At 43.9% G+C, this 20,746-nt stretch carries 34 protein-coding genes; 31 read left to right on the plus strand and 3 right to left on the minus strand.

Annotation, left to right across the window (positions count from 1 at the left end):
* The first annotated feature begins 10 nt into the window (after positions 1-10).
* The 23 genes from rplD to infA all read left to right on the plus strand — a co-directional run bounded on the left by rplD (position 11) and on the right by infA (position 11,442).
* Positions 11-631, plus strand: coding sequence for a 50S ribosomal protein L4 (gene rplD / locus MUB50_RS06060; protein ID WP_015526918.1), 621 nt, complete (start codon positions 11-13; stop codon positions 629-631).
* Positions 631-930, plus strand: a complete 300-nt coding sequence (gene rplW, locus MUB50_RS06065; protein WP_015526919.1) for a 50S ribosomal protein L23 — start codon at positions 631-633, stop codon at positions 928-930. Before rplD ends, rplW begins: the two co-directional genes overlap by 1 nt.
* Before the next feature lie 102 nt (positions 931-1,032).
* Entirely contained in the window at positions 1,033-1,878 is an 846-nt protein-coding gene (gene rplB / locus MUB50_RS06070; protein ID WP_015526920.1) for a 50S ribosomal protein L2, read from the plus strand.
* 15 nt (positions 1,879-1,893) lie between these two features.
* Positions 1,894-2,175 carry a 30S ribosomal protein S19 gene (gene rpsS, locus MUB50_RS06075; protein WP_015526921.1) on the plus strand — a complete coding sequence of 94 codons (282 nt, stop codon included), beginning with the start codon at positions 1,894-1,896 and terminating at the stop codon, positions 2,173-2,175.
* A gap of 86 nt (positions 2,176-2,261) precedes the next feature.
* Positions 2,262-2,651, plus strand: coding sequence for a 50S ribosomal protein L22 (gene rplV / locus MUB50_RS06080; protein WP_015526922.1), 390 nt, complete (start codon positions 2,262-2,264; stop codon positions 2,649-2,651).
* An 11-nt stretch (positions 2,652-2,662) separates the two neighbouring features.
* Positions 2,663-3,319, plus strand: coding sequence for a 30S ribosomal protein S3 (rpsC, locus tag MUB50_RS06085; protein WP_015526923.1), 657 nt, complete (start codon positions 2,663-2,665; stop codon positions 3,317-3,319).
* The gene (gene rplP, locus MUB50_RS06090; protein ID WP_015526924.1) at positions 3,319-3,756 is read left to right on the plus strand and encodes a 50S ribosomal protein L16; all 438 of its coding nucleotides are present in this window, start codon (positions 3,319-3,321) and stop codon (positions 3,754-3,756) included. Before rpsC ends, rplP begins: the two co-directional genes overlap by 1 nt.
* The gene (gene rpmC, locus MUB50_RS06095; RefSeq protein WP_021650762.1) at positions 3,746-3,955 is read left to right on the plus strand and encodes a 50S ribosomal protein L29; all 210 of its coding nucleotides are present in this window, start codon (positions 3,746-3,748) and stop codon (positions 3,953-3,955) included. Before rplP ends, rpmC begins: the two co-directional genes overlap by 11 nt.
* A 17-nt stretch (positions 3,956-3,972) precedes the next feature.
* The gene (gene rpsQ / locus MUB50_RS06100) at positions 3,973-4,227 is read left to right on the plus strand and encodes a 30S ribosomal protein S17 (RefSeq protein WP_021650763.1); all 255 of its coding nucleotides are present in this window, start codon (positions 3,973-3,975) and stop codon (positions 4,225-4,227) included.
* Between the two features lie 13 nt (positions 4,228-4,240).
* Positions 4,241-4,609 (plus strand): 50S ribosomal protein L14, encoded by a 369-nt coding sequence (gene rplN, locus MUB50_RS06105; RefSeq protein WP_118513008.1) that lies wholly within the window; start codon positions 4,241-4,243, stop codon positions 4,607-4,609.
* Positions 4,610-4,620: 11 nt separating this feature from the next.
* A complete protein-coding gene (gene rplX, locus MUB50_RS06110) occupies positions 4,621-4,932 on the plus strand; it encodes a 50S ribosomal protein L24 (RefSeq protein ID WP_021650764.1) in 312 nt (103 codons plus the stop codon).
* Between the two features lie 22 nt (positions 4,933-4,954).
* A complete protein-coding gene (gene rplE / locus MUB50_RS06115) occupies positions 4,955-5,494 on the plus strand; it encodes a 50S ribosomal protein L5 (protein WP_021650765.1) in 540 nt (179 codons plus the stop codon).
* A gap of 13 nt (positions 5,495-5,507) precedes the next feature.
* On the plus strand, positions 5,508-5,693 hold the full coding sequence (locus MUB50_RS06120) for a type Z 30S ribosomal protein S14 (RefSeq protein ID WP_015526927.1): 186 nt from the start codon (positions 5,508-5,510) through the stop codon (positions 5,691-5,693).
* Positions 5,694-5,774: 81 nt separating this feature from the next.
* Positions 5,775-6,176 (plus strand): 30S ribosomal protein S8, encoded by a 402-nt coding sequence (gene rpsH, locus MUB50_RS06125; RefSeq protein WP_118513009.1) that lies wholly within the window; start codon positions 5,775-5,777, stop codon positions 6,174-6,176.
* A gap of 97 nt (positions 6,177-6,273) precedes the next feature.
* Entirely contained in the window at positions 6,274-6,813 is a 540-nt protein-coding gene (gene rplF, locus MUB50_RS06130; RefSeq protein ID WP_015526929.1) for a 50S ribosomal protein L6, read from the plus strand.
* Between the two features lie 17 nt (positions 6,814-6,830).
* Positions 6,831-7,199, plus strand: a complete 369-nt coding sequence (gene rplR, locus MUB50_RS06135; protein WP_118513010.1) for a 50S ribosomal protein L18 — start codon at positions 6,831-6,833, stop codon at positions 7,197-7,199.
* 17 nt (positions 7,200-7,216) lie between these two features.
* Positions 7,217-7,726, plus strand: a complete 510-nt coding sequence (rpsE, locus tag MUB50_RS06140; protein WP_015526931.1) for a 30S ribosomal protein S5 — start codon at positions 7,217-7,219, stop codon at positions 7,724-7,726.
* Between the two features lie 13 nt (positions 7,727-7,739).
* On the plus strand, positions 7,740-7,919 hold the full coding sequence (gene rpmD, locus MUB50_RS06145; RefSeq protein WP_015526932.1) for a 50S ribosomal protein L30: 180 nt from the start codon (positions 7,740-7,742) through the stop codon (positions 7,917-7,919).
* Between the two features lie 12 nt (positions 7,920-7,931).
* On the plus strand, positions 7,932-8,372 hold the full coding sequence (gene rplO / locus MUB50_RS06150) for a 50S ribosomal protein L15 (protein WP_015526933.1): 441 nt from the start codon (positions 7,932-7,934) through the stop codon (positions 8,370-8,372).
* Positions 8,372-9,685, plus strand: coding sequence for a preprotein translocase subunit SecY (secY, locus tag MUB50_RS06155; protein WP_118513011.1), 1,314 nt, complete (start codon positions 8,372-8,374; stop codon positions 9,683-9,685). Before rplO ends, secY begins: the two co-directional genes overlap by 1 nt.
* Positions 9,686-9,783: 98 nt before the next feature.
* Positions 9,784-10,428, plus strand: coding sequence for an adenylate kinase (locus MUB50_RS06160; RefSeq protein ID WP_118624187.1), 645 nt, complete (start codon positions 9,784-9,786; stop codon positions 10,426-10,428).
* Positions 10,429-10,430: 2 nt separating this feature from the next.
* Positions 10,431-11,189: a type I methionyl aminopeptidase gene (gene map, locus MUB50_RS06165; RefSeq protein WP_015526936.1), complete on the plus strand. Its 759-nt coding sequence runs from the start codon at positions 10,431-10,433 to the stop codon at positions 11,187-11,189.
* A 34-nt stretch (positions 11,190-11,223) separates the two neighbouring features.
* The gene (infA, locus tag MUB50_RS06170) at positions 11,224-11,442 is read left to right on the plus strand and encodes a translation initiation factor IF-1 (RefSeq protein ID WP_005428560.1); all 219 of its coding nucleotides are present in this window, start codon (positions 11,224-11,226) and stop codon (positions 11,440-11,442) included.
* A gap of 257 nt (positions 11,443-11,699) precedes the next feature.
* Here the strand turns inward: infA and MUB50_RS06175 are convergent, their stop codons facing one another.
* The 3 genes from MUB50_RS06175 to MUB50_RS06185 form a co-directional block, all read right to left on the minus strand.
* On the minus strand, positions 11,700-13,022 hold the full coding sequence (locus tag MUB50_RS06175; RefSeq protein WP_244790223.1) for a sodium-dependent transporter: 1,323 nt from the start codon (positions 13,020-13,022) through the stop codon (positions 11,700-11,702).
* A 175-nt stretch (positions 13,023-13,197) separates the two neighbouring features.
* A complete protein-coding gene (locus MUB50_RS06180) occupies positions 13,198-13,923 on the minus strand; it encodes a UTRA domain-containing protein (RefSeq protein ID WP_227573669.1) in 726 nt (241 codons plus the stop codon).
* Positions 13,924-14,230: 307 nt separating this feature from the next.
* Positions 14,231-14,959, minus strand: coding sequence for a YoaK family protein (locus MUB50_RS06185; RefSeq protein WP_227573670.1), 729 nt, complete (start codon positions 14,957-14,959; stop codon positions 14,231-14,233).
* Positions 14,960-15,179: 220 nt separating this feature from the next.
* Between MUB50_RS06185 and rpmJ the strand changes: the two genes are divergently transcribed.
* The 8 genes from rpmJ (at position 15,180) to MUB50_RS06225 (ending at position 20,722) form a co-directional block, all read left to right on the plus strand.
* Entirely contained in the window at positions 15,180-15,293 is a 114-nt protein-coding gene (gene rpmJ / locus MUB50_RS06190) for a 50S ribosomal protein L36 (protein WP_003022746.1), read from the plus strand.
* 307 nt (positions 15,294-15,600) lie between these two features.
* The gene (gene rpsM, locus MUB50_RS06195; RefSeq protein WP_008707282.1) at positions 15,601-15,969 is read left to right on the plus strand and encodes a 30S ribosomal protein S13; all 369 of its coding nucleotides are present in this window, start codon (positions 15,601-15,603) and stop codon (positions 15,967-15,969) included.
* A gap of 55 nt (positions 15,970-16,024) precedes the next feature.
* Positions 16,025-16,417 carry a 30S ribosomal protein S11 gene (gene rpsK, locus MUB50_RS06200; RefSeq protein ID WP_015526942.1) on the plus strand — a complete coding sequence of 131 codons (393 nt, stop codon included), beginning with the start codon at positions 16,025-16,027 and terminating at the stop codon, positions 16,415-16,417.
* Positions 16,418-16,433: 16 nt separating this feature from the next.
* A complete protein-coding gene (gene rpsD, locus MUB50_RS06205; protein WP_118513016.1) occupies positions 16,434-17,027 on the plus strand; it encodes a 30S ribosomal protein S4 in 594 nt (197 codons plus the stop codon).
* An 84-nt stretch (positions 17,028-17,111) separates the two neighbouring features.
* The gene (locus MUB50_RS06210; RefSeq protein ID WP_118513017.1) at positions 17,112-18,071 is read left to right on the plus strand and encodes a DNA-directed RNA polymerase subunit alpha; all 960 of its coding nucleotides are present in this window, start codon (positions 17,112-17,114) and stop codon (positions 18,069-18,071) included.
* 91 nt (positions 18,072-18,162) lie between these two features.
* On the plus strand, positions 18,163-18,699 hold the full coding sequence (rplQ, locus tag MUB50_RS06215) for a 50S ribosomal protein L17 (RefSeq protein ID WP_118513018.1): 537 nt from the start codon (positions 18,163-18,165) through the stop codon (positions 18,697-18,699).
* Between the two features lie 198 nt (positions 18,700-18,897).
* On the plus strand, positions 18,898-19,638 hold the full coding sequence (locus MUB50_RS06220; RefSeq protein WP_244790224.1) for a LytR/AlgR family response regulator transcription factor: 741 nt from the start codon (positions 18,898-18,900) through the stop codon (positions 19,636-19,638).
* A 232-nt stretch (positions 19,639-19,870) separates the two neighbouring features.
* Positions 19,871-20,722, plus strand: a complete 852-nt coding sequence (locus tag MUB50_RS06225; protein ID WP_244802530.1) for a phosphatidylinositol-specific phospholipase C/glycerophosphodiester phosphodiesterase family protein — start codon at positions 19,871-19,873, stop codon at positions 20,720-20,722.
* Positions 20,723-20,746 lie beyond the last annotated feature (24 nt).

Consider the following 20,746-nt stretch of genomic DNA (forward strand, 5'->3'; position numbering starts at 1 on the left):
GAGCATCAGAATGGCTAATGTAACTGTTTATAATATGGAAGGCAATGAAGTTGGCACAATGGAGCTGAATGACGCAGTATTCGGCGTTGAGATCAACGAGCATCTCGTTCATCTTGCAGTTGTTCGTCAGCTTGCAAATAACCGTCAGGGAACTCAGAAAGCGAAAACTCGTTCTGAGGTAAGAGGCGGCGGAAGAAAACCGTGGAGACAGAAAGGAACAGGTCATGCAAGACAGGGTTCCATCCGTGCACCACAGTGGACAGGCGGCGGTGTTGTATTCGCTCCGGTTCCGAGAGATTATGAAGTAAAAATGAACAAAAAGGAAAGAAGAGCAGCTCTTAAATCCGCTCTGACATCCAAGGTTCAGGATAATAAACTTGTTGTTGTTGACAGCCTTGCACTTGCTGAGGTTAAGACAAAAGAGATGCAGAAGGTTCTTACAAACCTGAAAGCAGAGAAAGCTCTTGTAATCACAGCTGACAACGATCAGAACGTAGTTCTTTCTGCAAGAAACATCGCTGACGTGGAAACTGCAACACCGGCTACAATCAACACATACGATGTTATGAAACACAACACCGTAGTTGTTACAAAGGATGCCGTTGCATCTATCGAGGAGGTATACGCATAATGGCAAGTATTCAGTACTATGACGTAATCATCCGTCCGGTTATCACAGAGAAATCCATGGCAGACATGGGTGAGAAGAAATATACATTCCTTGTACATCCGGAAGCTAACAAGACTCAGATCAAAGAGGCTGTTGAGAAGATGTTCGAGGGAACAAAAGTTAAGAGCGTAAACACCATCAACAGTGATGGGAAGAAAAAACGCCGTGGAATGGTAGTTGGAAAAACTGCTAAGACTAAAAAAGCTATCGTAGCTCTTACAGAAGAGAGCAAAGATATCGAGATCTTCGAAGGACTTTAATTAGAAGATCAAGCCAAGAGCGGTATGAGTGACACAGTGTCACTCTGATTATCGCGAATATGTGCACGAAAGCACGAGAACAAATTCGAAAGGAGAAACATCATGGGAATCAAAAGCTATAACCCATATACACCGTCAAGAAGACATATGACTGGTTCCGACTTCTCTGAGATTACAGCTGCAAAACCAGAGAAATCCCTCGTTACTTCCCTTAAGAAGAACGCTGGACGTAACAATCAGGGTAAGATCACTGTAAGACATCAGGGTGGCGGAAGCAGAAGAAAATACAGAATCATCGACTTCAAGAGAAGAAAAGATGGAATCCCTGCAACAGTTAAAACAATCGAGTACGATCCGAACAGAACAGCTAACATCGCTCTGATCTGCTACGCAGATGGCGAGAAAGCTTACATCCTCGCTCCAGAGGGACTTAAAGTAGGCCAGAAGGTTTACAATGGTCCGGAAGCTGAGGTTCGTGTTGGAAACTGCCTCCCACTGGAACTTATCCCGGTTGGTACTATGGTTCACAACATTGAGCTTCATCCTGGAAAAGGCGGACAGATGGTTCGTTCTGCAGGAAACGGCGCACAGCTCATGGCTAAAGAAGGAAAGTACGCAACACTTCGTCTTCCTTCCGGTGAGATGAGAATGGTTCCGATCGTATGCCGCGCAACTGTTGGTGTAATCGGAAACGGAGATCACAACCTTATTAACATCGGTAAAGCCGGACGTAAACGTAACATGGGTATCAGACCTACAGTTCGTGGTTCCGTAATGAACCCGAATGACCATCCACATGGTGGTGGTGAAGGTAAGACCGGTATCGGACGCCCAGGTCCTTGTACACCGTGGGGCAAACCTGCTCTCGGCCTGAAGACCAGAAAGAAAAACAAACAGTCCAACAAGTACATCGTAAGAAGACGCGATGGAAAAGCATTATCGAAATAATAAGGAGGAGAAAGCATGTCTCGTTCACTGAAAAAAGGACCTTTTGCAGACCAGAGCTTACTTAAAAAAGTAGACGCTCTTAATGCTGCAAATGATAAATCCGTAATCAAAACTTGGTCTCGCCGTTCCACAATCTTCCCGTCTTTCGTAGGACACACAATCGCTGTTCATGACGGAAGAAAACATGTGCCGGTATATATCACAGAGGATATGGTAGGACACAAACTTGGTGAGTTCGTTGCAACAAGAACTTACAGAGGACACGGAAAAGACGAGAAGAAGTCCGGAGTACGCTAGTCATCAGATTTATAACTGCCCGCTGTCAATTTAAGACAGCTGGCAGATAACTTAGATATCGAATTTAAGAAAGGAGGCACTTTAAGATGGCAAAAGGACATAGAAGCCAGATAAAGAGAGCCAGAAATGAGAATAATAGAGAGACAAGGCCGTCTGCAAAGTTATCTTATGCAAGAATTTCTGTTCAGAAAGCCTGCTACGTATTAGATGCGATCCGTGGCAAAGATGTACAGACAGCACTTGGTATCCTGACATACAATCCGAGATACGCTTCCAGCGTGATCAAAAAACTGCTTGAGTCAGCAGTAGCAAACGCTGAGAACAACAACGGAATGAACGCAGACAACCTTTATGTTGCAGCATGCTATGCAGATAAGGGACCTACAATGAAGAGAATTCAGCCGAGAGCACAGGGTAGAGCTTACAGAATCGAGAAGAGAACTAGCCATATCACAGTTGTGCTTGATGAAAGGTAAGGAGGAAAAGCATGGGACAGAAAGTTAATCCGCATGGCCTTAGAGTCGGAGTTATCAAGGATTGGGATTCCAGATGGTATGCAGAAGACAAGTTTGCTGACTACCTGGTAGAAGACTACAACATCAGAACATTCCTTAAAAAGAAATTATACAGTGCAGGTGTTTCCAAGATCGAGATCGAGAGAGCATCTGACAGAGTTAAGATCATCATCTACACAGCAAAACCTGGTATCGTAATCGGTAAGGGCGGCGCAGAGATTGAGAAAGTTAAAGCTGAGCTTCAGAAATACACAGACAAGAAGCTTATCGTTGACATCAAAGAAGTTAAGAGACCGGACAAGGATGCACAGCTGGTTGCTGAGAACATTGCTCTTCAGCTTGAGAACCGTATTTCTTTCAGACGTGCTATGAAGTCCACAATGCAGAGAACAATGAAGGCTGGCGCTAAGGGAATCAAGACTTCCGTATCCGGACGTCTCGGCGGAGCTGATATGGCTCGTACAGAGTTCTACAGCGAGGGAACAATCCCGCTTCAGACACTTCGTGCAGATATCGATTATGGCTTTGCGGAAGCAGACACCACATACGGTAAAGTTGGTGTTAAGGCATGGATCTACAATGGTGAGATTCTTCCGACAAAAGGAACTAAGGAAGGGAGCGATAAATAATGTTAATGCCAAAAAGAGTAAAACGTCGTAAACAATTCCGTGGCTCCATGAGAGGAAAAGCCCTTAGAGGTAATGTTATCAACTATGGTGATTTCGGTCTTGTTGCTACTGAGCCATGCTGGATCAGATCTAATCAGATCGAGGCAGCCCGTGTTGCTATGACCCGTTACATCAAACGTGGCGGTAAAGTTTGGATTAAGATTTTCCCGGATAAACCGGTAACAGCTAAACCAGCTGAGACTCGAATGGGTTCCGGAAAAGGCGCTCTGGAGTACTGGGTAGCAGTAGTAAAACCAGGTCGTGTTATGTTTGAGATTGCAGGCGTGTCCGAAGAGGTTGCCCGTGAAGCATTACGTCTTGCAATGCACAAGTTACCATGTAAATGTAAAATCGTTTCTCGTGCAGACTTAGAAGGCGGTGATAACAGTGAAAATTAATAAGTTCGTGGAAGATTTAAAAGCAAAGTCAGTTGCAGAACTGAATGAAGAATTAGTAGCTGCTAAAAAAGAGCTTTTCAATCTGAGATTTCAGAATGCAACAAACCAGTTAGACAATACAGGACGAATCAAAGAGGTTCGTAAAAATATTGCCAGAATCCAGACAGTAATCACTGAGCAGGCAAACGCTTCCAAATAGGACAGGAGGACATAATCGTGGAAAGAAATCTGAGAAAAACCCGCGTGGGTAAGGTTATCAGCGACAAAATGGATAAGACCATCGTAGTTGCAATTGAAGACCATGTAAAACATCCTCTTTACAAAAAAATCGTGAAGAGAACATATAAATTAAAAGCTCATGATGAGAACAATGAGTGCAACATCGGAGATACCGTTAAGGTAATGGAGACCAGACCGCTGTCCAAAGACAAGAGATGGAGACTGGTTGAGATCGTAGAGAAAGCTAAATAAGGAGGAAACCAGTATGATTCAGCAGGAAAGTAGACTGAAAGTTGCCGACAACACTGGTGCAAAAGAAATCCTTTGTATTCGTGTTATGGGCGGCTCTACAAGAAGATATGCAAACATCGGTGACACAATCGTTGCTACGGTTAAAGATGCAACACCAGGCGGCGTTGTTAAAAAAGGTGACGTTGTTAAAGCTGTAGTTGTTAGAACTAAAAAAGGCGCTCGTCGTAAAGACGGATCTTACATCCGTTTCGATGAAAATGCTGCCGTAATTATCAAGGATGACTTAACTCCGAGAGGAACACGTATCTTTGGACCAGTTGCCAGAGAGCTTCGTGAGAAGAAATTCATGAAGATCGTTTCCTTAGCTCCGGAAGTATTATAGGAGGGTGCCGAATGTCAGCTATGAAAATTAAAAAAGGTGATACTGTAAAGGTAATCGCTGGAAAAGATAAAGGTAAGGACGGAAAGGTTCTTGCAGTTAACGTAAAAGACAACACAGTAGTTGTTGAGAACGTAAACATGGTTACAAAGCACGCTAAACCGTCCGCAGCTAATCAGAACGGTGGAATCGTGACAAAAGAAGCTCCGCTTCATATTTCCAACGTAATGCTCGTTGTAGACGGAAAAGCTACAAGAGTTGGATTCAAGATGGACGGAGACAAAAAAGTTCGTGTTGCCAAAGCAACAGGAAAGACAATCGATTAATTAAGAGAGGAGGCATATAAAGGTGAGTAGATTAAAAGATCTTTACAAGAACGAGATCATGGATGCCATGACCAAGAAATTCGGATACAAAAACGTAATGGAAGTGCCAAAACTCGAGAAAATCGTTGTTAACATGGGTGTTGGCGAGGCAAAAGAGAACGCTAAACTTCTTGACGCTGCAATCGCAGATATGGAACTTGTTACAGGACAGAAAGCAATCGCTACAAAAGCTAAAAAATCTGTTGCTAACTTCAAAATCAGAGAGGGTATGCCGATCGGATGTAAAGTTACTCTGAGAGGCGAGAAGATGTATGAGTTCGCTGATCGTCTTATCAACCTTGCTCTTCCACGTGTACGTGACTTCCGTGGTGTTAACCCGAACGCATTCGACGGCAGAGGAAACTATGCTCTTGGTATCAAAGAGCAGCTGATCTTCCCAGAGGTTGAGTACGATAAGGTTGATAAAGTAAGAGGAATGGACGTTATCTTCGTTACAACTGCTAAAACAGATGAAGAGGCACGCGAATTACTGACATTATTCAACATGCCATTTGCTAAATAGGAGGAAAAGATTCATGGCTAAGACAGCAATGAAAATTAAACAGCAGCGTAAAGCTAAATTCTCCACAAGAGAGTATACCCGCTGCAGAATCTGTGGCCGTCCACATGCATACCTGAGAAAATACGGAATTTGCAGAATCTGCTTCCGTGAGCTGGCATACAAAGGTCAGATCCCGGGTGTTAAGAAAGCTTCCTGGTAGGCCGAGGCGAAAGCAACTTTTTAATTATATAAATAATATTCACACGACATGTAAAGTCTGAAGAAAGAGGAGGAAACTTACATGACAATGAGCGATCCGATCGCAGATATGCTTACAAGAATCCGTAACGCAAACACTGCAAAACATGACACTGTAGACGTACCGGCATCCAAGATGAAAATTGCTATTGCAAACATCCTTGTAGATGAGGGATACATCGCAAAATATGATATGGTTGAGGATGGAGTTGTTAAAACTCTTCACATCACACTGAAATATGGTGAGGACAAAAACCAGAAGATCATCACAGGACTTAAGAGAATCTCCAAACCGGGTCTTCGTGTATACGCAGGCAAGGATGAGCTTCCGAAGGTTCTTGGTGGACTTGGTATCGCGATCCTTTCCACAAACAAAGGCGTTGTCACTGACAAAGAGGCTCGTAAGCTTCAGGTTGGTGGCGAGGTACTTGCATTCGTTTGGTAGGCCGAAAGCCGCTTAACGAAGCAGTCATATAGCTTTTAAACTGAAAACAGAGAGGGCAGGGGCCCTCTCCGACAATCTAAGTAAGGAGGACAAATTTATGTCACGAATCGGAAGACTTCCGGTTGCAATTCCAGCTGGCGTTGAGGTTACAGTCGCAGATGGAAACGTTGTAACAGTAAAAGGACCTAAGGGAACACTTGAGAGAGCACTCCCGACAGAGTTAGAGATCAAAGTTGAAGACGGTCATGTAGTTGTAACAAGACCGAACGACTTAAAGAGAATCAAAGCCCTTCACGGCTTAACAAGAAGCCTTATCCACAACATGGTTGTTGGTGTAAGTGAAGGATACAAAAAAGAGCTTGAGGTTAACGGTGTTGGTTACAGAGCTGCTAAGCAGGGCAAGAAACTTGTACTTAACCTCGGATATTCTCACCCGGTAGAGATGGAAGATCCAGAAGGTCTTGAGTCCACAGTTGACGGAAACAAGATCATCGTATCTGGTATCAGCAAAGAAAAAGTTGGCCAGTACGCAGCTGAGATCAGAGACAAGAGAAGACCTGAGCCATACAAGGGCAAGGGAATCAAGTACGTTGACGAAGTTATCAGACGTAAAGTCGGTAAGACCGGTAAGAAATAATTAAGGAGAGTGAGAATATGATTAACAAAGCATCCAGAAGCGAAATTCGCGAAAAGAAGCATAGAAGATTACGTCATCATTTAAACGGAACTGCAACTACTCCTCGTCTGGCAGTATTTCGTTCCAACAAGCACATCTATGCACAGATTATTGATGACACAGTTGGTAAAACTTTAGTATCCGCTTCTACTCTCCAGAAGGACGTAAAAGCAGAGCTTGAGAACACTGATGATGTACAGGCTGCAGCAAAAGTTGGAGCAGTGATCGGTAAAAAAGCTGTTGAGGCTGGTATCGAGAGCGTTGTTTTCGACAGAGGTGGATATATCTACCACGGAAAAGTTAAAGCACTGGCAGATGCAGCAAGAGAAGCTGGACTGAAATTCTAAGAGGAGGAAAAGAACACATGAAACGTAATCTTATTGATGCTAGTCAGTTAGAGTTAGAAGATAAAGTAGTATCAATCAAGCGTGTTACCAAGGTTGTTAAAGGTGGTCGTAACTTCCGTTTCACAGCTTTAGTTGTTGTAGGTGACGGCAATGGACACGTTGGTGCAGGTTTAGGAAAAGCAGCAGAAATTCCGGAGGCGATCCGCAAAGGTAAAGAGGACGCTATGAAGAAACTTGTTACTGTTGCAAGAGACGAGAACAATTCCATTACACATGACTTCATCGGAAAATTCGGAAGTGCTGAGATGCTTCTGAAGAGAGCTCCGGAAGGTACTGGAGTTATCGCCGGTGGCCCGGCACGTGCCGTAATCGAGCTTGCAGGTATCAAAAACATCCGTACAAAATGTATGGGTTCCAGAAATAAACAGAACGTAGTTCTGGCAACAATCGCAGGCCTGAGCCAGTTAAAGACTCCGGAAGAGGTTGCAAAGCTCCGCGGAAAATCTGTAGATGAGATTCTGGGTTAAGGAGGATATGGAAATGGCAGATACAATCAAGGTTACACTGGTAAAATCTCCGATCGGTGCAGTACCGAAACACAAAAAAACTGTAAAAGCTATGGGTCTTACAAAGATGCATAAAACAGTTGAGATGCCAGACAACGCTGCAACCAGAGGAATGATTCAGCAGGTGCAGCACCTGGTAAAAGTAGAAGATTAAGGAGGTGCCAGAATGGAATTATCAAACTTAAGACCCGCAGAGGGTTCCAAGCATAGCGATAACTTCAGAAGAGGCCGTGGACATGGTTCAGGAAACGGCAAAACTGCTGGTAAAGGACATAAAGGACAGCTTGCTCGTTCCGGCCACAAGAAACCGGGATTCGAGGGAGGTCAGATGCCTTTATACAGACGTCTTCCTAAGAGAGGCTTCACTAACAGAAACTCTAAAGAAATTATCGCAATCAATGTAGACGTTCTCAATCGTTTTGAGGATGGCGCAGAGGTTACAGTTGACAGCTTACTTGCAAGCGGTGCAATCTCCAAGATCGGTGATGGTGTTAAGATCCTTGGAAACGGCGAGCTTACAAAAAAACTTAATGTTAAAGTAAACGCTGTCAGCGAGACTGCAAAAACAAAAATTGAAGCTGCTGGTGGTACAGTAGAGGTGATCTAATGTTTGAGACTCTTAAGAGTGTTTTCAAAGTAAAGGAAATGAGAAGAAAGCTTCTCTATCTGATCTGGATGATATTCGTGATCAGAATCGGATCCCAGCTTCCTGTACCGGGAGTCGACAGTGACTTCTTTAAGCAGTGGTTTGAATCTAATACCGGTGACGCATTCAATTTCTTTGATGCGTTCACCGGCGGTTCCTTTACTCAGATGTCAATTTTTGCATTGAACATCACACCTTACATTACTTCTTCCATTATCATTCAGCTTCTTACCATTGCCATTCCGGCACTGGAAGAGATGCAGCGTGACGGAGAAGAAGGAAGAAAAAAGCTTACAGCAATCACACGTTATGTAACGGTTGGTCTTGCTCTGTTTGAGTCTGTTGCCATGGCAATCGGATTCGGACGTCAGGGTATGATCCCGAACATGAACTTCCTTAAAGGAGTCGTAGTTGTTGCAAGTTTAACAGCGGGTTCCGCAATGCTTATGTGGTTGGGCGAGCGTATTACAGAGAAGGGCATTGGAAATGGTATTTCCATCGTCCTGACTATCAATATCGTGTCCAGGATCCCGAGTGATATGTCCCTTCTTTATGAGAACTTCGTCAAGGGCAAAACAATTGCAAAAGGAATGCTTGCAGCCTGCATCATTGCTGTGATTATTCTGTTTGTTGTAGTGCTCGTACTTATCCTCAACGGAGCAGAGAGAAGAATTCCGGTTCAGTATTCCAGAAAGATGGTTGGACGTAAAATGATGGGCGGTCAGTCCACAAACATCCCGCTCAAGGTAAATACTGCCGGCGTTATCCCGGTTATTTTTGCTTCTTCTATCATGTCTTTCCCGTCGATCATTGCTCAGTTCGCTGGCAAAGGAAACGGAACGGGCATCGGAAGTGAGATATTAAGAGGACTTTCCTCCAATAACTGGTGTAATCCAAGTCAGATCCAGTACAGCTGGGGTCTGATCGTGTATGTAGTACTTTGCGTATTTTTCGCATACTTCTATACATCAATTACCTTTAATCCGTTGGAAGTAGCCGATAATATCAAAAAGCAGGGCGGTTTTATCCCAGGCATCCGTCCGGGAAAACCGACTTCAGATTATTTGACTAAAATCCTGAATTATATTATATTTATAGGTGCAGTAGGTCTTGTTATCGTGGCCGTTATACCGTTCTTCTTCAACGGTGTGTTCGGTGCGGATGTTTCCTTCGGCGGTACATCTATCATCATCATCGTAGGTGTTATCCTGGAGACCGTTAAGCAGGTGGAATCTCAGCTGCTTGTGCGTAATTACAAAGGCTTCCTGAACTAATTGAAAATGAAGGTTGCGGTGCGAAAGTGTCGCAGCCTTGATTTGTAAACAGGACTGTCTGAAAATCAGGCAGAAAACAGGAAAATGGAGGGTATGCTATGAGAATTATTATGTTGGGTGCACCAGGGGCAGGTAAAGGTACTCAGGCTAAGAAAATTGCGGCGAAATATGGGATTCCGCACATCTCCACAGGAGATATTTTCCGTGCCAACATCAAAAACGGTACCGAGCTTGGAAACAAAGCAAAAACTTACATGGATCAGGGACTTCTTGTTCCGGATGAACTGACCTGCGACCTTGTTGTTGACAGAATCCAGCAGGATGACGCACGGGAAGGGTATGTTCTGGATGGTTTCCCGAGAACAATTCCGCAGGCAGAATGTCTGACAGAGGCTCTGAACAAACTTGGAAGCAAAATTGACTATGCGATTGATGTGGATGTGCCGGATGATAACATCGTGAAACGTATGGGCGGACGCCGTGCATGTGTGAAATGTGGTGCAACTTATCACGTTGTATTTGCAGCACCGAAGACAGAGGGTGTATGCGATACCTGTGGTGACAAGCTTGTACTCCGTGAAGATGACAAGCCGGAAACAGTCCAGAAGCGTCTGAATGTTTATCATGAGCAGACACAGCCATTGATTGACTATTACACCACACAGGGTGTTTTGAAGACGGTAGACGGAACCAGGGATCTGAATGAGGTATTCCAGGAGATCGTTGACATCTTAGGAGAATAAGAATGTCCGTAACAATTAAGACACAGCATGAAATTGAACTTATGAGAGAAGCAGGCCATCTTCTTGAGAAGGTGCATGACGGTTTGATCCCTTACATCAAACCGGGTGTCAGCACCAAAGAGATTGATAAGATCGGGGAAGAAATGATCCGGTCTATGGGCTGTATTCCGAACTTTCTGAACTACGGAGGTTTTCCGGCTTCTTTCTGCATCAGCCTGAATGATGAGGTTGTGCATGGAATTCCATCCGAGGAGAAGATCATCCAGGACGGGGATCTGGTTAAGATCGACGCCGGCCTGATTTATAAGGGCTACCATTCTGACGCAGCACGTACCTATGCGGTAGGTGAAGTATCCAAAGAAGCACAGCAGCTCATTAAAGTTACAAGAGAGTGCTTTTTTGAAGGACTGAAAATGGCAAAAGCAGGAAATCATTTAAATGATATTTCCAAAGCCATCGGAGCCCACGCAGCGAAATACCGTTACGGTATTGTACGTGACCTTGTAGGACATGGAATCGGAACTCATCTTCATGAGGATCCGCAGATTCCAAACTTCCCGCAGAAGCGCAGGGGCATCAAGCTCCTTCCGGGAATGACCCTGGCCGTCGAGCCCATGATCAACCTTGGTCGTGCGGACGTGGCATGGCTGGACGATGAGTGGACAGTAGTAACCATGGATGGTTCACTTTCCGCCCATTATGAAAACACGATTCTCATCACTGATGGGGAACCAGAGATTCTGACGCTTACGAATCTGTAAGCAGCAATTGTTGTTATGACATAGGAGGTAAAAAATGTCAAAAGCAGATGTGATCGAAGTAGAAGGCACTGTTCTGGAGAAACTGCCTAACGCGATGTTTAAAGTAGAACTGGAAAACAAACATGTGGTACTTGCACATATCAGTGGCAAGCTCCGTATGAATTTTATCCGTATTCTCCCGGGAGATAAAGTAACGATCGAACTTTCTCCGTATGATCTTTCCAAGGGAAGAATCATCTGGAGAGATAAATAAGAAATATTGTAAAAGATGACCTGGTGGCGTTAAGCTGCCGGGTCTTTTTTTGCCTTTTCTGCAGAAAAAGAATCTGAAGTGGAGTTTATTACTCACATTTATTTCACGCTTTAAACATAAAGGGAACAGATTTTGCTGATATACGCCGGGAATGATAGAGAACTATCATTCCCGGCGTTTTTTATGCTACAGGAAAATATTCTGTGATGTTCCGATAACATCAGGCAGGATTCTTTATTATAAGAACAGATGCCGCATCATCCGATTCCGCCAAGTACAATTCCAAGAATCAGAACCAGAAAACAAACAGGAACATAAATATATTTACACACCGGATAAAAATATTTCGTGAACGGTTTCTCACGTCCTTTGCTGACCTGATTTTCCACATAGCTCCGGCCGAAGATCCAGAAGAACATGATTCCTGCAAGTCCTGCGCCGAGAGGACAGATATAGATGGAAAGCACATCCATCCAGTCAGAAACAATGCCCTGGATCAGCAGAGAAGCTACAACGCCGATCATTGCGATCACCATGCAGGAAGGAGTCCGGCCAAGACCTGTTTTTTCCTGGACTGTGGCAATGGGTGCTTCATAAAGGTTCATAAGCGAGGTCATACCTGCAAGGAATACAGCTACGAAAAAGATGATGGCAATGATCCGTCCGCCGGGCATGGTTTTGATCAGGTGCGGCAGGTAGATGAACAAAAGTCCGGGACCGCCCTGGTCAAGCTTGGCTCCGGTGGTCGCCATGGCCGGAATGATCACAAGAGCTGCCAGCATGGCGGCAATGGTATCAAAAAGAGCCACTCTTGCAGCAGAAGCCGGGATATCCTCACTGTCCGGAAGATAGGAACCGTAGATCAGGGTTCCGTTTCCGGCCACAGACAGGGAGAAAAATGCCTGCCCCAGTGCAAAGATCCAGGTGGAAGGCTTGGCCAGAACTTCCGGCTCCACGCGGAAGATATAGCGGTATCCTGCGTTTGAGCCCGGCTGAAACGCAACATAGATGCCAAGGATCACAAACAGGATAAAGAAAACAGGCATCATGATCTTGTTGGCTTTTTCGATACCGCTTCCAACGCCGTACATCAGGATAAACATGCAGATCACAAGAGCAGCCAGCTGCCAGAGATTATTTCCCCAGGCAGAGGCCATACCTCCGAATTGAGACTCAAAGGACTCAATATCCGCAGGTGCCAGGGTAGATCCTGTAAAGGCTCCGATCATATATCGGAAGATCCATCCCATAACAACTGTATAGCCGATAGCCATAGCCAGTGCTCCGATCACAGGGATCCATCCGAGCAGTTCGCCAGGCTTTCGCTTTCCGCGGGTTTCACAGGCCATGCCGAAGGCGTCAATGGGCCCGGAACGTGTCCCACGGCCAAAGCTCATCTCACCGATCACTCCGGTAAAGCTGATCAGTGCTACGAAAATAAAATACGGGATCAGGAACGATCCCCCTCCATACAGGGAAACTCTGGTGGGAAACATCCAGATATTTCCCATTCCAACCGCAGACCCGATGCAGGCAAGAATGAATCCCCAGCGGCTGTTAAAAGATTCTCGTTTTTTCATATAAATAAAATATCCTCTCTCCATTTGATCGTTTCAGTATAACATAATTCCGGGAAATAGGAAACTGCAGCATCTATACAGATTCAGGTATCTATACAGATCCAGGCGGATATTTGTGAGCCACATTTGTTGCCGGCTTATAACCGTATAGCTGCGAAGCAGTTATGAGCCGGGCTCATCGGCGCAGGGCATTATCATAAAATCGAAAGTGATCCGGTCTGTGTCGTGACTGGGTATACTCAAACATCACGCCATCACTGTTATAAGTCTGGCTGGACACCACAGCCACGCAGTTATAATCTTTTACATTCAGATGAAGATATTTTTCATCAATTTCCGTAACCTTTTCCACAGTCATGACACGTTTGCTGTTGACAATGGTCATATGAAGCTCCTGCTCCAGGTATTCATAGATAGAATGGCTGGCAATCTCGGCAGTAAGGCCGGGAACGGATTCCTTCAGAAAATAATTATGGTTGATGATCAGTGGGATATCTTCAAGATAATGGATACGCTGAATATAATATACTTCTGCACCAGCGGGAAATCCTGTGTAAGCAGACTGCTTTTTGCTGATACAAAGTTCTGTAAAGAGAGCCACCTCTGTATGGGCATTCTGACCGTTCCTTGCAGCAGATTCCTTGAAGGTTTCAATCTCTCCGATGGTGAAAGCAGTCTGTTCGTTTGGACGGTAGATATTGCGGACACCTTTTCCCTGCATGGTCTGTACATAGCCATCACTGACAAGAAGACGGACTGCACGGCGCAGGGTATTGCGGGAGCAGCCATAAGTCCGGATCAGAGTGTTTTCGGAAGGCAGAAGCTCCTGATAGGCAAAGGTGTTGTCCTCTATTTTCATTTTCAGATCTTTATAAATATCTTCGTAAATACTTCTGGGCATTTCAATTCTCCATTCATGTTCGGTCAAAAATATATAGAGGGATTTATGATTTCTGAAATAATTATAAGAGATTTTCCCGGCAAGTGCAATGAAAATGCCGGAAAATGTTTAAACAAGTTAAAAAACATATTGATATGTTATGAAGACAGTATGAGAAATATAGATGAAATCAATTTGCGGCTATTCAAAACCATGATACTGGATTTCGAACGCATATAAGCTGTAAGCTGCGCGTAAACAAAAAAGGAAATGTGACAGTGTAAAAACAGATCACATTTCCCCTTCTTTTATCAAAACTAAAATAAAGTCAGGCCTCTTTTTTCTTATAAGAAAGATTCCTGAAGCTGCTGCAGGCAGAAGCGCTGCTTCGGGTAACTGCCGGTGTATCAGCAGTATTCCGGTCTGCACTGATCAGCCATACAGCATAGAAGGCAGGAACCAGACAGAGCCATACGCCTGAGAGACCGCAGGTCATATACAGGATCAGAGACAGAGCTGCACCTGTATGGAAAGAAAGCAGCGTCATTCCGTAGAATTTTGCTTTATCGCACTGTGCGCTGTCCTTTTTCATAAGAAACTGTGTGACAGCTGTGGTGAACTGACGGAGATTGTTGGTGGAAAAGATCGTTGAGCTGTTATATCCGCCGGGAGCCTTGAAGGTACACCACTGGAAAGGCATCGCAAAGAACACGGGGTAAAGAGCGACAACCGGAGACATTCCGGAAGGAAAGAATCCCAGGAGCAGGATCGCAAAGATATCGATCCCGATACTGATAAAACGAAGATCTGTGGAAAAATGCTCCGGGATCCAGACCGTAAGGATCACAGCAGCCATATATATGAGAAGCGCACCCACACGCAGTAGCATATCCGAAAAATCCCTGCCTATGAGATCACGAACAACACCAAGAAGGTTGGCTGTCTGGGCATTGCCAAAAAGATCAGCTCTTGACACAATGGCATAAAGCCCCAGGTATCCACCGATAAAAGATAAGGTGTAATGTATCAGAAAACGATACTTCATTTCCGTATGCATATGTAAAGATTCCTTTCATTAAAATAGGCAGATTCCATATGTCTGCCGGACTTTGCCACCCATTATAATACAGCCCGTAAAAAAAATCAAAAATTTTTTAAATTTTTCTTGCATTTCAGGAAAACAGGTGTTAGTATATATTTCAAGCGCGCAAATACTGTGTATGAGTGCGCCTGTGAAACTGCAGATATGAGACTAATTTACGGAAGGAGGATTTCCAGTGAAAGTAAGATCATCTGTAAAGCCGATCTGCGAGAAGTGCAAGGTCATTAAGAGAAAGGGATCCATCAGAATCATCTGTGAGAACCCGAAGCACAAACAGCGTCAGGGTTGATTTCCATATCGGAACTTCTTTGGAATGTTTGTGAAACGTGCGGCTGCAGTATGAAACACCCGGTAGGGTTGTTCTGCTGAACAGATAATAAGCATGTATTGCCTAATACCGAGAGGCAACAGCGGTTAAGATCCGCAATTTCGGAAAGGCTGTGATTCGCCAATTACAGCTGGGTGTTTTACCGAGGCACCCCAATTAGGAAACTAGAAAAGAAAGCGGCAGGTCGATATGTCCCATTTCACCTTGCGAGAGCAAGTGACATACGATATGCGGAACTTTCAGAAACAGAAAATGGAGGAAACAGTACATGGCTCGTATAGCTGGTGTAGACTTACCAAGAGAGAAACGTATTGAAATCGGTCTTACCTACATTTATGGAATTGGTAGACCAAGCGCAGACAAAATTCTTGCTAAAGCAGAGGTTAATCCTGACACACGTGTCAGAGATCTGACTGATGATGAGGTTAAGAGACTGAGCGCTGTTATTGATGAGACAATGACAGTAGAAGGTGATCTGAGAAGGGAAATCGCCCTTAACATCAAGAGACTGCAGGAGATTGGATGCTACAGAGGTATCCGTCATCGTAAAGGACTCCCGGTTCGTGGTCAGAAGACTAAGACAAATGCGAGAACTCGCAAGGGACCGAAGAGAACTGTTGCAAACAAGAAGAAATAATTTATAGATATAACTAATTAATTTCAATAAAAGGAAAGTGTAGGTTAGTTTTAAAATGGCAAAAGTTACAAAGAAAACGACAAAACGTCGTGTCAAGAAAAACGTTGAACACGGACAGGCACACATTCAGTCTTCCTTCAACAATACAATCGTCACACTGACAGATAACGAAGGAAACGCTCTTTCATGGGCAAGTGCCGGTGGTCTTGGATTTAAAGGTTCAAGGAAATCTACCCCTTATGCAGCACAGATGGCAGCAGAGACTGCAACAAAGGCTGCTTTAATTCATGGATTAAAAACAGTAGACGTTATGGTAAAAGGCCCGGGCTCAGGCCGTGAAGCTGCAATCCGTGCGCTTCAGGCATGCGGACTTGAAGTAACCAGCATTCGTGACGTAACTCCGGTTCCTCACAACGGATGCCGTCCACCAAAACGCAGAAGAGTCTAATTAGGAGGTAGTTGAAATGGCAGTAAATAGAGTACCTGTTCTGAAAAGATGCAGATCCCTTGGCCTGGATCCGATTTACTTAGGAATTGATAAGAAGTCCACAAGACAGTTAAAACGTGCAAACCGCAAGGTGTCTGAGTATGGTCTTCAGTTAAAAGAGAAACAGAAAGCAAAATTTATCTACGGAGTTCTTGAGAAACCTTTCCGTAATTACTACAAGAAAGCCGACAGAATGCAGGGCCAGACAGGTGAGAACCTTATGGTTATGCTTGAGAGCAGACTTGACAACATCGTTTTCCGTATGGGATTTGCCAGAACAAGAAGAGAGGCTCGTCAGATCGTAGATCACAAGCACGTACTTGTTAACGGAAAATCTGTAAATATTCCGTCTTACCTGTGCAAAGCAGGAGACACAATTGAGATCAGAGAGAAGAGCAAAGGTTCTGAGAGATATAAAGGAATCCTTGAGATCACTGGCGGAAGACTTGTTCCGGAGTGGATCGACGTTGATCAGGAGAACCTGAAGGGTGTAGTTAAAGAGCTTCCTACAAGAGAGCAGATCGATGTTCCTGTAAACGAGATGCTTATCGTCGAGCTGTATTCTAAATAATTAATAACTGTTTACTGTGTCTACAGTTATAAAAATTGGTAATACCCTCGAATGTTGATTAACCCAGAAGGAGGGAACCTTATAGTGTTTGATTTCAATAAACCAAAAATCGAAATTACCGAAATATCCGAAGATAAGAAGTTTGGAAGATTCGTTGTAGAGCCTCTGGAAAGAGGTTATGGTACTACCCTTGGCAATTCTTTAAGAAGAATTATGCTGTCCTCCCTTCCGGGAGCTGCAGTAAGCCAGGTGAAGATCGATGGTGTACTTCATGAATTCAGCTCTATTCCGGGCGTGAAGGAAGATGTGACCGAGATCATCATGAATCTGAAATCTCTTGCCATCAAGAATCACAGCAGTGACAATGAGCCGAAGACCGCATACATTGAGTGTGAGGGAAAAGGTGTTGTTACAGCAGCTGATATCCAGGCAGATCAGGATATTGAGATCATGAACCCGGATCAGGTGATCGCAACCCTGAACGGTGGAAAAGACTGCAGACTGGCCATGGAGCTTACCATTACCAAGGGACGTGGCTATATCAGTGCAGACAAAGGCAAAACCGATGACATGCCGATCGGTATGATCGCAGTGGATGCGATCTACACACCGGTAGACAGAGTCAACATGATCGTAGAGAATACACGAGTTGGTCAGGTAACTGACTTCGACAAGCTTACACTGGATGTATATACCAATGGAACACTTGATCCGGATGAGGCAGTCAGCCTTGCAGCGAAGGTTCTCAGCGAGCATTTAAGTCTGTTCATTGATCTTTCCGAGAATGCTAAGACCGCAGAGGTTATGATCGAGAAAGAAGACAATGAGAAGGAAAAGGTTCTGGAGATGAGCATTGATGAGCTTGAGCTCTCTGTTCGTTCCTACAACTGCCTTAAGAGAGCCGGTATCAATACGGTTGAAGAATTATGCAACAAGACTTCTGACGATATGATGAAGGTTCGTAATCTGGGCCGCAAATCCTTAGAGGAAGTACTTGCAAAACTCAAAGAGCTGGGACTTCAGCTCCAGCCTACCGAGGAATAATCCGGAAACAGAGTAATGAGTGGGGTGTCAGCAGCAGGGCAGTAAGACCGAACAAGCATGTCCTGGTGTCCCACAGATGGAGGATAATAAAATGGCAAAATATAGAAAATTAAGCAGAACATCTAACCAGAGAAAAGCACTTCTCAGAAATCAGGTTACAAACCTTCTTTATCACGGAAAGATCGTGACAACAGAAGCTAAGGCTAAAGAGATCCGTAAGATCGCTGAGGGACTTATTGCTATGGCTGTACGTGAGAAAGACAATTTCGAAACAGTTACAGTAACAGCTAAGGTTGCTCGTAAAGATGCTGACGGAAAACGTGTAAAAGAAGTTGTAGACGGTAAGAAGAAAACAGTTTACGACGAAGTTCAGAAAGAGATCAAGAAAGATGCTTCTTCCAGACTTCATGCACGTCGTGAGATGATGAAAGTTTTCTATCCTGTAACAGATGTTCCTGCTAAGGGCGCTGGCAGAAAGAAAAACACAAAAGAAGTTGACATGGTTGACAAGATGTTCAGCGAGATCGCTCCGAAATACGCAGATCGTAACGGTGGTTACACAAGAATCGTTAAGATCGGACAGCGTAAGGGCGATGCAGCTATGGAAGTTCTTATCGAGCTTGTATAATTTACTTCTGACCGATTTAAAGGACATTTGCAGAAATGCAAATGTCCTTTTTTTATATTCCAAAAAGTTTGAAAAAATGCATAAATGGTGGATTTTCGACCATAAATTACATGAAGATACCATAATTTGAATAACAAATCATGGTATAATATATAGAACAAAAGGTAACAATGATGGAGTAAAAGGGGATACATATATATGACGATGATGACCATTGCCATTTGTGACGACATGCAGGTGGATGCAAGGAGACTTCACAAACAGCTTGAGCGGATCGTTCCAGGGTCAGAAATTCGGATATTTAAAAGCGGCGAGCTTTTACTGGAAGAATTGGAAAAGAAAAGGAAACCTTATGATGCAATCTTTGTGAACATTGATTCAAAGAAAGTAGACGGACTGGAAACAATACGGAAGATACGGGAAAAAGAAATGTCAATGGCAGTGCTTTTTATGAGCAGAAGCGATGAATATTACAGAGAGGCTTTTGACCTGTTTGCATATAACTATTTACTGAAACCTGTAACCGAAGAAACTTTGGAATATGTAATGAAACCACTGAAGAAGCTACTTTGCAACGGAAATGATGATCGGGTGATCCATTTTCAGTATCGCGCCCGTGTGTATACGGTGCGGTACAGTCAGGTGAGTTATATTACCAGCAGTCTTCATATCGTGAATTTCCATAAGACAGACGGAAGCATACTTCAGTGCCGAGGTAAGTTGAAAGATTTTGAAAAACAGCTTGATGACAGTACATTTTTGCGGTGTCATCAGAGTTTTATAGTAAATATGGAACGGGTCACAGGAGCTGAAAATGACAGCTTTCATATTGGCGAGCATGTAATACCGATCTCTCGATCCTATAACCGGAATGCACATGAGAAATATGAGGAATATCTGAGGCTTCAGCAGGAATATGACGAGGAAGAAGAGGATTAACTTGATTATTATCCTTTTTTAGCGTACAATCGGTAATGTACGAAATACGACTACACGTATGCGAAAGGATGATAAACATGGTCGGTGGGACTTTTGGTATTACCGGACAGAAACAATATAGGAATGATTTGGGACAGTTTCCCGGATATGATAAATTTGCAGAAGATAAAAAGGAAAGCAGAGAGGAACTGTTTTCCTTTACGTCTTGTGCATTTTTTTGTTGCCTGAGATGATGCGACGTTTTATACTGACATTGGAAATACTGTTTGTATCGCTTTTTCTTCTGGGAGGAAGTTTTCCGGAAACAGAAGCTGCCCGGAATACATCAGGAAGATTTAGCTGGAAGGACCGCAGGACCATTGCACATGCTCTGGGAGGTATGGACGGAAAGGATTACCTGAATTCCAGAGAGGGATTTCTGTTCATGTATGAACAGGGAGTACGTCTTTTTGAATTGGATCTTTCCAGGACATCAGATGGAGTATGGGTCTGCAGGCATAACTGGAACGATTCCATGGGACAGTGGGATGGCAACGGAAAAAAAGTCCTTACAGAAAAGGAATTCAGACAAAGTAAAATATATGGGAAATACACCCCCATGACACTGGAGGATTTTTTTCTTCTTCTGAAAGATTATCCGGATGCATATGTGCTGATCGATTCCAAACAGTATTCTCTTCGCAATTATCAGAGAACGCTGGAGGATTACAGTGATTATGTGGAAATCGCCAGGAATGCAGGTGCCGGTGAGACGCTGGATCAGATCATTCCGGAAATCTACAATGAAGCAATGTTTCCCGGGACGGCCATGATCTATTCCTTTCCTTCCTATGTATATTCACTGTGGCAGGAGTATTCTGTGGAAGAGCTGGAGCATATTGCATCCTTCTGTAAAGAAAAGGGAATTCCGGCAGCAACAGTATACTGGGAGTACTGGTCAGAAGAAAAGGAGAAGATCTTCGAAAAAAATGGGATCAGTCTGTATGTTTATACGGTCAATGACCGTGACCAGGCCAGAAGATATATTTCACAGGGCGCAGAAGGAATCTGTACCGATTTCCTGACAGCGGAAGATCTTTGGTAAGAGAAATAAAAACAAAGGAATCAG

The sequence above is a fragment of the Blautia sp. NSJ-140 genome (assembly GCF_022868965.1).
Lineage (GTDB): Bacteria > Bacillota > Clostridia > Lachnospirales > Lachnospiraceae > Blautia_A.